The sequence below is a fragment of the Deferrisoma palaeochoriense genome, assembly GCF_054656955.1.
In genome coordinates this window covers 54,691-67,139 of sequence record NZ_BAAHXI010000012.1, presented here as the reverse complement: position 1 = coordinate 67,139, position 12,449 = coordinate 54,691, and the positions used below count along the sequence as shown (strand labels likewise).

Sequence of the window (12,449 nt, the reverse complement as noted above, 5' to 3'; positions counted from 1 at the left end):
CTTCGTGAAGTAGCCCCGGGGTGGTGAGAATCCGCGGAAGGGGACAAGGGCGGAAGCCATATGGCTTCCGCCCTTGTTTCGTGCGGGGCCGGGGCGCCACTTGGGATTTGGAAGAGACGTATCCCGAGACGCTACCTGCCGCTGGAACCGATGGGCGGACGTCACCGGCAGCGGCACCACCTCGATGGCCCACACGCCAACAGAACGACCCCCGTTTTCTGGCAAAGCACAGTGCTTCGGACGGCCGCGATGCTATTCGGTTGTCCACCCCTCCGTTGGCGGCTCCTCGGGGACGGGCAAGCGGATCCGGAACTCTGCTCCCCCCGACGGCGGGGAGGCGGCCTCTACCGCGCCGCCGTGGAGGTGGACGATCCGCTCCACCATGGCGAGCCCGAGCCCCGTGCCGATGCCGGGGGGCTTCGTGGTGAAGAACGGTTGAAACACGTGGGGGAGCACCTCGGGGGCGATGCCGGGCCCGTCGTCGCGCACCGTCACAACGGCCCAGGGCCGGCCCTCGGGATCCGGTTCCTCGCTCACAACGACCTCGATCCTGCCCCTGTCCCCCACGGCATCCTTCGCGTTCACCAGGAGGTTAAGGATCGCCTGCTGGAACTCCGGAACCCCGAGATCCACCGTGGGCGATGCGGCAATGTGTAGCTCCAGGTGCACGTCCGGCCCCAGGGTGGGGCGGGCGAGGGCGACGGCCTCCTCCACCACCCGCCCGATGGGCACCTTCCGCCGGGGGATGTCGGTGCGGGCGAGTTGCAGGAGGCTCTGGAGGAGCCTGGACGCCTGATCGAGCCCGTCCCGAGCCGGGGGGAGGCACTGCTCGGGGGGGAGTCCCCGTTCGAGGAGTTCCAAATGGCCCCGGACCACGTGGAGGAGGTTCCGGAAGTCGTGGGCGAGCCCGCTGGCGAGCCTGCCGAGGCTTTCCATGCGCTGGGCCTGGGCCATCTGGCGATCCAAGGCCGCCTGCTGCTCCCGGGCCCGCCGGGCCTCGGTGACATCCGCAAGGAGGCCGAGGATCCGCCGGCCGTCTCGGCGCACCCAGTCCCGTACCCAACGAATTTCGCCGTCCGGGCGCCGCACCCGGTACTCGGTGGAGGAGATGGTCCCGGCGGCCGAGGCGGTGCGAAACCACCGGAGGGCTTCGGGGCGGTCTTCCGGGAGGACCCAGTCGCCCCACCGGCGGGGCTGACCCGAAGATTCCAGGAGGCTTCCCCGGCCGAAAAGGAGGCTCCCGTCGGTCCGCGCCCCGTAGGTGGAAACCCCCAGCGCGTCGAGGATCAGGTCGGTGTGGACCTCCTGGCGGGCCAACCGGCGGGCGAACCGGCGACTTCGCACCCACTGGGCGAAGAGGACCTGGACGTAGGCGAGCAACCCCAGGCCGGCCAACCCCGCGCCGCCGACCGCCAGGATTCCCCCCAGGAGGAGACGGGAGCGCAAGCGCCGGGTGGTCAGGGCGAGCCGGAGGGTGCCGATCTCTTTCCCGTTGTGCCGGATGGGGCGCTCGAACGTAAGAACGCTCCGCGGCCCGGGGGGCGGCTCGGTCCACCGGGATGCCACCGTACCCCCCGCGTCCCGGACCTCGATGCCGATCACGTCCCGGTCGAGCAGGAGGGTCTCAATTCCGGCCTGGATATCCTCGAGTTCCAGGTTCCAGAGGGGACGTTGGAGCAGGCGGGCGGCGACAGCGGCGGCCCGGTTTCCCTTTTCGAGGAGAACGGCCTCCTCCCGCCGGTAATCGGCCCACACGAGGGCCGCCCCCGCCGCCGCGAGCACGAGCACCACGTAGGGCAGCCCGATCCTCCGCGCCCAGGACCCCCTCCGCGCCATGGGGCTCACCGGGCGGAGCGAGCCGTTGGGGCGGGAAACTCGAGGGGCGGGATGCGGCCTTGGGCCCGGAGCTGCCGCAGGGCCGCCTCCACGCGCTCCAGGTCCTCTCGGGTGCAGGTGCGGCGGGAGAGGGCCAAGTGCGCCCAGCCCATGAACACCGGGTCGGACACGGGCACGACCTTCCCCTCCACCCCGAGTTCCCGGATCTCGTATAGGGTGGGGTCCCGCATGTCCACGAACGCCGCGATCCGGCCGGCCAGGAGCTTCTGGATGTTCGCCCGGGTGGTCGCCTCCTCCTCGGCGAGACCCCGTTCCCGCAGTCGGTCGCGAATCCGGTTCAGGTTGTCTCCGAAGGTGAACCCCCGGATGAACCCCACGGGCTTTTCGAGGCGAAGGAGTTGGTCCAGGCTCTCCAACCGGAACCCCGGAGGCCCGAACACCTGGGCCACCTTGGCATGGATGGGGGAGGTGAACCACAGGAGCTTCTCCCGCTCGGGGGTCTTCGCGGGTCCGGTGAGGGCATCGAGTTCCCCGGTTTCGATTTCGTGGAACACCCGTGCGGGGGGCCTCACCCGAAACTCCACCCCGTACCCGGCGGCTTCGAACACGAGGCGTGCCAACTCCACGTCGGTGCCGGACACCGCGTCCCCCTCCACGATCATGTAGGGCCGGTGGTCGAACACCCCTACCAGGAGAACCCGCTCGGAGGCGTTTGCTCCCACGGCACCCGCAAGGAGGCAGAGCACCAGGGCCATCGACCGGATTCCCATTGCGTACCCTCCCTCAAAAAATGAAACCACCGCGCACAAAATACCCGATTCCTTCCCCACGGTGCCAGGAAATTCCGGGGACTGACGGGAGGCAGGCAATTGTTGCCGGTGCACGCGGGGTTTGTTAGGGTATCGGGCCGCTCGTTTCCGGAGACGAGGCCATGGCACACTCAATCGGTGGGGAACGGCCCGATCTCGCGCCCTACGCGGCCCGCAGCGCGCGGAGCCGGGGGCGTGCCCACGCCGAACCGTTCAAGGACGACCGACCGGCGTTCGAGCGCGACCGGGACCGGATCATCCACTGCGAGGCGTTTCGGAAGCTCGAGTACAAGACCCAGGTCTTCCTCAACCACGAGGGGGACTACTACCGCACCCGGCTCACCCACAGCCTGGAGGTGGCCCAGATCGCCCGGGGGCTCGCGCGCCGGCTGGGCCTCAACGAGGAACTCGCCGAGGCGCTCGCCCTGGCCCACGATCTGGGCCACACCCCGTTCGGCCACACGGGTGAGGAGGTGCTTCACCGCCTGGCGGCGGACGCGGGAGGGTTCGAGCACAACCTCCAGGGCCTTCGGGTGGTCACCGAGCTCGAGGAGCGTTACCCCGGCTTCCAGGGGCTCAACCTCACCTGGGAGGTGAGGGAGGGCATCGTCAAACACTCGTCGAGCTGGGACCGCCCCATGGTCGAGGGGCTCGACGAGTACGAACTCGATCTCCAACCCACCCTGGAGGCCCAGCTCATCGACCTGGCCGACGAGATCGCCTACAACAATCACGACATCGACGACGGGCTCGAGGCGGGGTACATCACCCTTGAGGACCTCGACGAGGTCACGGTGTGGCGGGAGACCCGGGCCCTGGTCCGCCGGAAGTTCCCGGGCATCGGGGGCCGCCGGGAGATCTACCAGACGATCAGCCACCTCATCGGACGCATGATGGCCGACCTGGTGGAGGCGACCACCCGGGCGATCCGGGAGGCGGGGGTGGCGACCCTGGAAGACGTGCGTCGGGCCGGCCGGAGGCTCGTGGTACGTTCTGCCGAGATGGAGGCCAGGAACCGGGAACTCAAGGAGTTCCTCTACGGACGGCTCTACCGGCACCCCAAGGTGGAGGCGATGCGGGTCAAGGCCGAGCGGTTCCTGACGGAACTCTTCACCGCCTATGTGGAGAACCCCGGGCTCCTCGACCGGGCCGACCGGGAACGGGCCGAGCGCGACGGGCTCAAGCGGGTGGTGTGCGACCGGATCGCCGGCATGACCGACCGAAGCCTCTTGGAGGAGTACCGGCGGCTCTTCGACCCGTTCCAGAAGGTGTGAACTTGGGGGCGGGCGACGCGGTTTCCTACCTTGCCGTGCGCCTCGGGGTGTCCTGGGCCGGCCGGGTGTCGTGGGACGCCCGGGTCGCCTGGGGCCGCCGCCTGGGGGCGCTGTGGTGGCGGATCGACGGGGCGCACCGCCGGGTGGCCCTGGAAAACCTGCGACTGGCGTTTCCGGAGCGCCCGGCGACCTGGGTGCGAGAGACGGCCCGGGAGAACTTTCGGCACCTCGGAGCCACGGCGGTGGAATTCGCGGGGGTGTTCGCCGAAACCCCCGAAACCCTTCTTTCGCGGTTCCGGTTCGAGGGGCGCGACCATCTGGACCGGGTTTTGGCCCAAGGGAAGGGGGCGTTTCTCCTCACGGCCCACCTGGGCAACTGGGAACTCGCGGGGCTTGCTCTGGCCGCGTCGGGGTATCGCTTCTCCGCCGTGGGGCGCCGAATCAAAAACCCGCGGGTGGACGCGCTGGTCCGAAGGCTCCGGGAACGGTTCGGCGGGCGGTTGATCCCCCACCGCCATGCGGTGCGGCCGGTGCTTCGGGCCCTGCGGGACGGGGGGGTGGTGGGGTTCCTCCTGGATCAGCGGGCCCTTTCGCGGGAGGGGATCCGGAGCGAGTTTTTCGGCCGGCCGGTCTCCACAAACCGGGGCCTCGCCACCCTTGCGCTTCGCACCGAGACCCCGGTGGTGCCGGCCTTCTGCCGCCGGGAAGGGACCGGCTTCGTGGCGTGGTCCGAGCCGCCGGTGGAGCCGCCGCCCCCGGGAAACCGGGAGGAACGCATCCGGTCGTTCACCCGGACGTTCGACCGGGTCATCGAAGGGGCCGTGCGCCGATGCCCCGAGCAGTGGTTCTGGGTGCACCGGCGCTGGCGCCTCCCGGAGGGGATGGCCCCGTGAGGCCGGCCGTGTTCCTGGACCGGGACGGGACCCTCATCCGGGAGGCCCACTACCTCTCCCGGATGGAGGACCTCGAGATCCTCCCCGGGGTGCCCGAAGGGCTGGGCCGGCTCCGGCGGGCCGGATTCGCCCTGGTGGGGGTGACGAACCAGTCGGGGGTGGCCCGGGGGTACTTCGGCCTCTCGTTCGTGGCGGCGGTGCACCGGGAGATCGACCGCCGCCTCGGCCCCGCGGCCGCGCTCGACGGATGGTACGTGTGCCCGCACCACCCCGAGGTCACGGGGGCCTGCGGTTGCCGGAAGCCCGAGCCGGGGCTGGTGCTCCGGGCGGCGGCCGAACTCGGCCTCGACCTGGGCCGGTCCTGGGTCGTGGGCGACAAACCGGCCGACCTGGAACTCGCCCGGCGGACCGGGTGCCGGGCGGTCCTCGTCCGGACGGGGTACGGCCGGGAGACGGAGGAGCGGCTTGGGGAGTCGGGGGTGAAGCCCGACGCCATCGCGGATGACCTCCCGGCGGCGGCGGACCGGATCCTGGGAAGTTCCGTCCGCAAAGCGGAAAGAAAGAGGTGATGGGACGGGCCGCTGGGGGAGAGGTCGCGGCCAGAAGCCGCCCCCGCGCGCTGGAGTCGGCCACGATGCAGGAAGCCTAGGGGTTTTCGGCTTTCCAGCGTTCTAGCTTTCCAGCTTTCCAGCGTTTTCCCACTGTGTCCGAGGCACCAGAGATGAACCGATCCGAATGGCCCGTGGTCGAGGGGTTCGGCCCCTACGCGGCGGACTGCCGGTACTTCAACGGGTACAAGCCCTGCCGGTTCCGCCGGCTCTGTGACGGGTGCCCCGAGTACCGGCCCCGGGGTGCGGAGATTTTGCTCATCAACCTGGACGCGATGGGCGACGTGGTCCGCACCACGGCGCTTCTGCCGGCGATCAAGCGGGCCTACCCGGAGAGCTTCCTGACCTGGGTCACCCTCAAGAACGCGGCGCCGATCCTGGAGAACAACCCCTACGTGGACGAGGTGCTCCTGTTCGGCCCGGAAACCGTGCTGGAACTGGAGCCCCGGCGGTTCGACCTGGTGCTCAACGTGGACAAGAGCCGGCGTTCGGCGGCCCTGGCCCAACGGGTGCGGGCGGCCGAACGCCGCGGGTTTGGGATGGACGAGCGGGGCAACATCGTGCCCTTGACCCCGGCCGCAGGGTACCAGTACTGGACCGGGCTCGACGACGACCTGAAATTCCGCCGGAACCGGAAGAGCGAGCAGGAGATGCTCGCCGAGACGATGGGGTTCGCGTTCCGCCGCGACCCCTACGTGCTGCGGCTTTCGGAGGAGGAGCGGGAATTCGTGGAGCGGATGCGGCGGGCCTGGGGCCTTGGGGACGTGGTGGCCGTGGGGCTCAACACCGGCTGCTCGACCCTGTTCCCCTATAAGAAGCTCCCGGTGGAGTACCAGGCCCGGCTCGCCGAGGAGCTGATGGACCGGTTCCCGGGCGTGCGGGTGCTCCTTCTGGGGGGGCCGGAGGACGCCGACCGGAACCGGGAGATCGCCCGGCTCACCCGGGCCCCCGTGCTCGAAACCCCGTGCACCGAGGGCCTGCGCCGGGGGATCCAGTACATGGACCTGGCCGACGTGGTGGTGACCGGCGACTCCCTTGGCATGCACCTGGCCATCGGGCTCGGGAAACGGGTCGTGGCCTGGTTCGGGCTCACCTGCGAGCAGGAGATCGACTTTTTCGACCGGGGGGAGGCCGTGCTAGCCAAGGTGGACTGCCGGCCCTGCTGGCAGCGGGCGTGCGACCGGCCGGTCAAGTGCTACGAGCGGGTGGACATGGAGGAACTCCTGGCGGCCGTGGGCCGCCAGATCGAAGCGGCCACGAGGGAGAAGATCGGGTGAGCGAGCGGATCGGACAGGTGGACGAGTCGTCCTGGTTTTTCCAGACCTTCGTAAAAAAAAGGGTCACCTGGGGGTTCGTGGCGGGCGCGCTGTTCCTCGTGTTCGCCGATCCCACCCGGGAGAGCGTGTTCTGGGGGTTCTGGATCGCCCTCCTGGGGGAACTCGTTCGAACCTGGGCTTCGGGCACGATCGTCAAGAACGAGCAACTCACCACCGAGGGCCCATACGGGCTCGTGCGAAACCCTCTGTATCTGGGGAACTTCTTGATCGGGCTCGGCGTGGCGGTGATGGGGGGGCGCTGGTGGTTTCCGGTGCTGCTTGTGGCGTTTTTTGTACCGGTGTACGGGGCGTTGATCCGTAAAGAGGAGAAGCGGCTCCTCGCCCGCTACGGCGACGCCTTTCTCCGGTACTGCGAGCGGGTGCCACGGTTTGTCCCCCGGCGACTGCCCGGAGCCCAGGACCGCGCCCGTTACCACGCCCGGCGCATGTGGTCGGTGCACCGGGAGTGGCGAGCTTGGGTCGGGTTGTACGGGGTCACCCTTTACCTGCTGCTTCGGGCGTAAAACCCGCGTATACTCACCTCACCCGAAACGCGCGAGGAGGAAACCATGGCGCTGCCCCAGGATCTGCTGGACATCCTCGTTTGCCCCCAGTGCAAGGGCGAGTTGGAGTACCGGGAGGCGGAGAACGCCCTCCTTTGCCACGCCTGCAAGCTCCGCTACCGGGTGGAGGACGACATCCCGATCATGCTCATCGACGAGGCCACACCGCTCGAGGACTGAGCGCCGCGTCCTCTCCCGCTTTCTCCGCCGGTTTTTGCCGATGTCCCGTTCTTCCGCCCGCCCCCGCCTTTCGGCCACCGTGATCTGCAAGAACGAGGCAGACAAGATCCGCGGCTGCCTCGAGAGCGTCCGGTTCTGCGACGAGGTCGTCGTGGTGGACTCGGGGAGCACCGACGGCACGGTGGAGATCGCCCGGGAGATCGCGGACCGGGTGATCGAAACCGATTGGCCGGGTTACGTGGCCCAGCAAAATTTCGCGAAGAGTGAAGCGGCGGGAGAGTGGGTCCTGTCCATCGACGCGGACGAACGCGTGCGCCCCGAGCTCGCCGGCGAGATCGTGAGCCTCCTGTCCGCTTCACCCGCTCACGACGGGTACCGGATCACCCGTCACGTTCACTATCTGGGGCGCTGGATCGATCACTCGGGATGGTACCCGGAGCCGCGCATCCGGCTGTTTCGCCGGGAAAAGGGGCGCTGGGAGGGGGTGGATCCCCACTACGATGTGGTGGTGGACGGGCCGGTCGGACGCCTCCGAGGCGAGATCGTCCATTACACCTACGACGACATGGCCGATCACGTCCAAACGATCAACCGGTTCAGCTCGATCCTGGCCGAGGAACACCACGCCCGGGGCCGGCGGTTCTCGTGGACTGCTCTCGTCCTTCGCCCGCCGCTGGAGTTCCTGAAGAAGTATGTGCTCAAGAGGGGCTTTCTCGACGGGCCCCAGGGCCTTTTCATCGCGAGCCTTTCGGCCTTCTACGTGTTCTTGAAGTTCGCGAAACTCTGGGAGATCGAGCGCGTCGGCCCGGAGCGGCCGTGGCACCGGGAGGGGCGTCGGGGGCCCGGGGCCGGTGGCTCGTAGCGGTGCCGACGTGCCAAATCGCGTTCTCGTCCTTCAGACCGCGTTTCTCGGAGACGTGGTGCTCACCACGCCGTTGTTCCGCGCCCTTCGGCGTCGGCTTCCGGACGCGCGGATCGACGCCCTGGTGACCCCCGCGGCGGCTCCCCTGATCGAAGAGGACCCCCATCTCGACCGGGTGCTCCGGTACGACAAGAAGGGCAAGGACGGGTTCCTCGCCATGGGGCGGCAACTGCGGGCGGCACGCTACGACGCCGTCGTCGTTCCCCACCGGTCCCACCGCAGCGCGATGCTGGCCCGGCTTTCGGCCGCCCCGGTGCGGGTGGGATTCGCCGACGCCGGGTTTTCGTTTCTGTTCACGCAGCGGGTGCGGCGTCCCCCGGGCCGCCACGAGGTGGACCGGAACCTGGCCCTGTTGCAGGGACTCGGTTTCGAGGCGGAACCCGGGGACCGGGTGCTCCACGTGGGATACACCCCGAGGGAGGCCGAGGCAGTGGACCGGGTGCTGGGGGAGTTCGGGGTGGGGCCGGGTGAGCGCCTGGTGGGTCTGGCCCCCGGATCCGTCTGGGCGACGAAGCGCTGGCCGGCCGAGCGGTTCGCCCGGGTCGGCCGGGAACTTGCGGCGCAGGGCGCGCGGGTGGTGGTCCTCGGCGGGCCCGACGACCGGGAAGTGGCCGAGACCGTGTGCGCCGGGGTCGGCCCCGGGACGGTGAACGCGGCCGGGAGAACCTCGCTCAAGGCCCTGGCGGCCTGGATGGACCGGCTGGCGCTCCTCGTCACCAACGACTCGGCCCCGCTGCACGTGGCAGCGGCCCGGGGCACCCCCACGGTGGCCGTGTTCGGGGCGACCACCCTCGACCTGGGGTTCGGGCCGTTCCACGAAGCGTCGCGGGTGGTGGAGGCCGAGGTCTCCTGCCGCCCGTGCGGGCTCCACGGGGGCCGACGGTGCCGGAAGGGTCATTTCCGGTGCATGTTGGACATCCGGCCCCAGGATGTGCTTCGGGCCGCCGGGGAACTCCTGGAAGGAGTGGGTCTCCCTTGAAGGTCGTGCACGTGGACCTCGGAGGTCGGTGGAGGGGAGGACAGCAGCAGGTTTTCTTGCTCCACCGTGAACTGTGCCGCATGGGGGTGGACAGCGTCGTGATGGCGCCCCCGGAGGGAGGACTGCCGGCGCGGTGCAGCGAAGCCGGACTCCCGGTCACGACCCTTTCCGGGCGCCGGTGGTGGAATCCAGACGTTTGGCTGGCGCTGCGGCGTGCCCGTCGGGGGGCGGATATCGTTCACGCCCACGACGCCCACGCGGCCTGCTCGTTGGCCATCGCCTTGCGGAGGGGCGAGGCCAAGGCCGTGTGCCACAGGCGGGTCTCGTACCCGCTGCGTCCCGGAATGAGGTTCCGCCTGACGTACGGGAGAACGGACGCCTGGATCGCCGTCTCCGCCGAAATTGCCGAGTCGGTGCGGCGGGCGGGCGCAGTCTGCCCGGTCGAGGTGGTACCGTCCGCCATCGAAGTGGATGATCTGCGGGCGCGGGCGCACAGGTTAGACCGGGAGGTTGTTCTTCGTCGCTGGGGCGTCCGGGACGAGGGGCCCGTCTTGGGGGTGGTCGGCGCGTTCACCGAGCAGAAGGGGCACCGGGTTCTTGTGGAGGCATTGCCGCGACTCCTTAGGGAGTGGCCGGGGTTGGTGTGCGTCTTCGTCGGAGAGGGACCCCTCGAGCCAGCGGTCCGCGAACTGGCAAAAGCCCGCCGGGTGTTGGACCGATGCCGGTTCCTCGGGTTTCAAGAGGACGCACCCCTCCTCACGCGGTGTCTCGATGTGGCCGTGCTGCCGAGCGTTTCGGGCGAGGGTTCGAGCGCCGCCTTGAAGGAACCGATGGCGCTGGGGGTTCCCATTGTGTGCTCCGACCTTCCGGGGAACGTCGAAGTGGTGGGAGACGCCGGGTGGGTGGTGCCCCGGGGCAACCCGGCCGCCTTGGCCGAGGCGATCGATCGGGTCCTCCGGGACGAGGAGTCGAGGGCGGCGAGGGTACGGGCGGGGCTACAACGGGTAGAACGGTTTCGCCCCGGGACCATGGCGCGGTGCACTCTTTCGGTATACGAGAGGGTGCTCTCGTGAAGGTTCTCCTCCTCCGGTTTTCCTCCCTTGGAGACGTGGTGCTCGCGACCGCCGCGGTGGAGGCCCTGAGGGCCGACCGGCCCGACGTAGAGGTCCACGTCCTCACGAAACCGGCGTTCCGGGAGATCTTTCTCACCCACCCGGGGGTGGCGGGGTGCGTGGACTGGGACCCTGAGGAGGGCATCGTGGCCCTCGCCCGCAAGATCCGGCGGGAACGGTACGACTGGATCGTGGACCTCCACGGCACGCTTCGCGCCCGGGCGCTTCGGGCCTTGACCCCCGGGGCCCGGTGGACCCGGTATCGCAAGGGAACCCTGCGGCGGCGGCTCGCGGTGTGGCTCCGGAACCCGGATCTCCTGGACGACACCCACGTGGTGGACCGGTACATCGCGGCGCTGGGCCGGCTGGGCGTGCGCCGGACCCGCCGGCTTCCACGCCTTTACCCGGGGGAGGCCCATCGCGGCCGGGTGAGCGAACTCCTGGCCGCTGCCGGCTGGGACGGAGACGCCCGACTCGTGGCCCTTGCTCCGGGCGCCCGCTGGCCCACCAAGGCCTGGCCCGAGGAGCACTGGAGGGCGCTGGCCGGGCGGCTGCAGGGCGGGGGCGCGCTTCCCGTGGTCGTGGGGGGCCCCGAGGACCGGGAACTGGCCGACCGGATCTTAGCCGGCGGCCGGGGGGCGAACCTGGCGGGGCGCACCACGATCCTGGAAACGGCCGCCGCGCTCGCCTGGTGCGAGGCGCTTGTCACCAACGACTCGGCCCCGATGCACATGGCCACGGCCGTGGGCACCCGGGTCGTGGCCCTTTTTGGCCCCACGGTCCGGGGGTTCGGGTTCTATCCCCTGGGGCCCGCGGACACCGTGGTGGAGCGCGAGATACCCTGCCGGCCCTGCAGCCTCCACGGGCGCATTGTCTGTCCTTCTGGCCCACGGACATGCCTCGATTCGATTCGGCCGGAAGAGATCCTGGCAGAGGTGGAACGGCCCGGAGGGCGAATCTGACGCGGTCGGCCGCAGGGGGCCCGCCGCCGCCATGTGGGGGCCGGCGAAACGCGGGTGCTCGGGGGAAGTTCTGACCTATACCTTCGAAAGTATTGTCGGGGGCGGGTGGGGGACTGGTTCCGGCCGGGCGCGAGTGCGGCACCCGATCGCCGCGCCTTTCCATGCCGTTGTCGGCTCGACAGGCCGCGGCGGCGGTGGCGGACGTTCCGGATTTTCCAAAGCGATCCGGGCGTGGTGAGGGCGCGGCGAGGTAAGGGGCCGCACCCGTCTCTCCACCAGCTCCCCACCCGCGGGTTTCCATAGCGACGACGGGGATCTGACAATACTTTCGTTGGTCTCAGCAATACAAGGAGGCCTGGTGTACAGGGTGGCGAGACGGGTATGGGGTGCTTGTGGTTGGCCGCGGCGACGGCGAAGCCTGTTGGCCGCGCTGATCTGGCCCGGTGCGCGAGTCATGGCGGGGGCGGGGATCCACGGTGATCTCGGAGCGATCCGGCTGGGCCGGCGAACGGTGGTGGAGCGGGGGGCGGTGCTGTCCAACAAAAAGGGGGGGAGGATCGCCCTCGGACCCCGTTGCGTGGTTCGAGAGGGCGCCAGGCTGGAAACCTTTGGAGGGGATATCCGACTCGGGGCGCACTGTAGCGTCAACCCCTATGCGGTGCTCTACGGTCATGGGGGGTTGACGATCGGGGATGGGGTGCGGATCGCGGCGCACGTGGTGATCGTGCCCGCCAACCACGTATTCGATGACCCCGAAACTCCGATTTTCCGGCAACCGGTCCGTGCCGAGGGCATCGTGATCGAGGACGACGTCTGGGTGGGGGCGGGGGCACGAATCCTGGACGGGGTCCGGGTGGGTCGGGGAGCGGTCATCGGGGCGGGGGCCGTGGTGAGCAAGGACGTGGCCCCTTTCACGGTAAACGTGGGGGTTCCGGCCCGGCCCGTGGGAAGGAGAGGGGCCTGATGGACAAGGAAAGGACGGCCCCGGAAGGGGC

General features: G+C 69.6%; 13 protein-coding genes. 11 read left to right on the top strand and 2 right to left on the bottom strand.

Annotation, left to right across the window (positions count from 1 at the left end; translation table 11 throughout):
• Positions 1-252 precede the first annotated feature (252 nt).
• Positions 253-1,836 carry an ATP-binding protein gene (locus ACYQ8L_RS05375; protein WP_459940747.1) on the bottom strand — a complete coding sequence of 528 codons (1,584 nt, stop codon included), beginning with the start codon at positions 1,834-1,836 and terminating at the stop codon, positions 253-255.
• Between the two features lie 5 nt (positions 1,837-1,841).
• Positions 1,842-2,606: a substrate-binding periplasmic protein gene (locus tag ACYQ8L_RS05370; protein WP_459940746.1), complete on the bottom strand. Its 765-nt coding sequence runs from the start codon at positions 2,604-2,606 to the stop codon at positions 1,842-1,844.
• A 161-nt stretch (positions 2,607-2,767) separates the two neighbouring features.
• Here ACYQ8L_RS05370 and ACYQ8L_RS05365 point away from each other — a divergent pair, with 161 nt between their 5' ends.
• From ACYQ8L_RS05365 to ACYQ8L_RS05315, 11 genes are all read left to right on the top strand, one after another.
• Positions 2,768-3,919 carry a deoxyguanosinetriphosphate triphosphohydrolase gene (locus ACYQ8L_RS05365; RefSeq protein ID WP_459940745.1) on the top strand — a complete coding sequence of 384 codons (1,152 nt, stop codon included), beginning with the start codon at positions 2,768-2,770 and terminating at the stop codon, positions 3,917-3,919.
• 2 nt (positions 3,920-3,921) lie between these two features.
• The gene (locus tag ACYQ8L_RS05360; RefSeq protein WP_459940744.1) at positions 3,922-4,812 is read left to right on the top strand and encodes a lysophospholipid acyltransferase family protein; all 891 of its coding nucleotides are present in this window, start codon (positions 3,922-3,924) and stop codon (positions 4,810-4,812) included.
• The gene (locus ACYQ8L_RS05355) at positions 4,809-5,381 is read left to right on the top strand and encodes a D-glycero-alpha-D-manno-heptose-1,7-bisphosphate 7-phosphatase (RefSeq protein WP_459940743.1); all 573 of its coding nucleotides are present in this window, start codon (positions 4,809-4,811) and stop codon (positions 5,379-5,381) included. Before ACYQ8L_RS05360 ends, ACYQ8L_RS05355 begins: the two co-directional genes overlap by 4 nt.
• A gap of 152 nt (positions 5,382-5,533) precedes the next feature.
• Positions 5,534-6,697, top strand: a complete 1,164-nt coding sequence (locus ACYQ8L_RS05350) for a glycosyltransferase family 9 protein (RefSeq protein ID WP_459940742.1) — start codon at positions 5,534-5,536, stop codon at positions 6,695-6,697.
• Complete coding sequence (locus ACYQ8L_RS05345) at positions 6,694-7,260, top strand: methyltransferase family protein (protein ID WP_459940741.1); 567 nt, start codon at positions 6,694-6,696, stop codon at positions 7,258-7,260. Before ACYQ8L_RS05350 ends, ACYQ8L_RS05345 begins: the two co-directional genes overlap by 4 nt.
• Before the next feature lie 45 nt (positions 7,261-7,305).
• The gene (locus tag ACYQ8L_RS05340; protein ID WP_459940740.1) at positions 7,306-7,479 is read left to right on the top strand and encodes a Trm112 family protein; all 174 of its coding nucleotides are present in this window, start codon (positions 7,306-7,308) and stop codon (positions 7,477-7,479) included.
• A 40-nt stretch (positions 7,480-7,519) separates the two neighbouring features.
• Positions 7,520-8,341, top strand: coding sequence for a glycosyltransferase family 2 protein (locus ACYQ8L_RS05335; protein ID WP_459940739.1), 822 nt, complete (start codon positions 7,520-7,522; stop codon positions 8,339-8,341).
• Between the two features lie 10 nt (positions 8,342-8,351).
• Positions 8,352-9,380, top strand: a complete 1,029-nt coding sequence (gene waaF / locus ACYQ8L_RS05330) for a lipopolysaccharide heptosyltransferase II (protein ID WP_459940738.1) — start codon at positions 8,352-8,354, stop codon at positions 9,378-9,380.
• Between the two features lie 5 nt (positions 9,381-9,385).
• Positions 9,386-10,453 carry a glycosyltransferase family 4 protein gene (locus ACYQ8L_RS05325; RefSeq protein ID WP_459940749.1) on the top strand — a complete coding sequence of 356 codons (1,068 nt, stop codon included), beginning with the start codon at positions 9,386-9,388 and terminating at the stop codon, positions 10,451-10,453.
• Complete coding sequence (locus ACYQ8L_RS05320) at positions 10,450-11,454, top strand: glycosyltransferase family 9 protein (protein WP_459940737.1); 1,005 nt, start codon at positions 10,450-10,452, stop codon at positions 11,452-11,454. The genes ACYQ8L_RS05325 and ACYQ8L_RS05320 overlap by 4 nt, the downstream gene beginning before the upstream one ends.
• Before the next feature lie 679 nt (positions 11,455-12,133).
• Entirely contained in the window at positions 12,134-12,418 is a 285-nt protein-coding gene (locus tag ACYQ8L_RS05315; protein ID WP_459940736.1) for an acyltransferase, read from the top strand.
• The last annotated feature ends 31 nt before the right edge of the window (positions 12,419-12,449 follow it).

Bases quoted from the DNA above. Each gene is read 5' to 3' on its own strand.
- ACYQ8L_RS05375 (WP_459940747.1), bottom strand. From the start codon at position 1,836: ATGGCGCGGAGGGGGTCCTGGGCGCGGAGGATCGGGCTGCCCTACGTG.
- ACYQ8L_RS05370 (WP_459940746.1), bottom strand. From the start codon at position 2,606: ATGGGAATCCGGTCGATGGCCCTGGTGCTCTGCCTCCTTGCGGGTGCC.
- ACYQ8L_RS05365 (WP_459940745.1), top strand. From the start codon at position 2,768: ATGGCACACTCAATCGGTGGGGAACGGCCCGATCTCGCGCCCTACGCG.
- ACYQ8L_RS05350 (WP_459940742.1), top strand. From the start codon at position 5,534: ATGAACCGATCCGAATGGCCCGTGGTCGAGGGGTTCGGCCCCTACGCG.
- ACYQ8L_RS05340 (WP_459940740.1), top strand. From the start codon at position 7,306: ATGGCGCTGCCCCAGGATCTGCTGGACATCCTCGTTTGCCCCCAGTGC.
- ACYQ8L_RS05335 (WP_459940739.1), top strand. From the start codon at position 7,520: ATGTCCCGTTCTTCCGCCCGCCCCCGCCTTTCGGCCACCGTGATCTGC.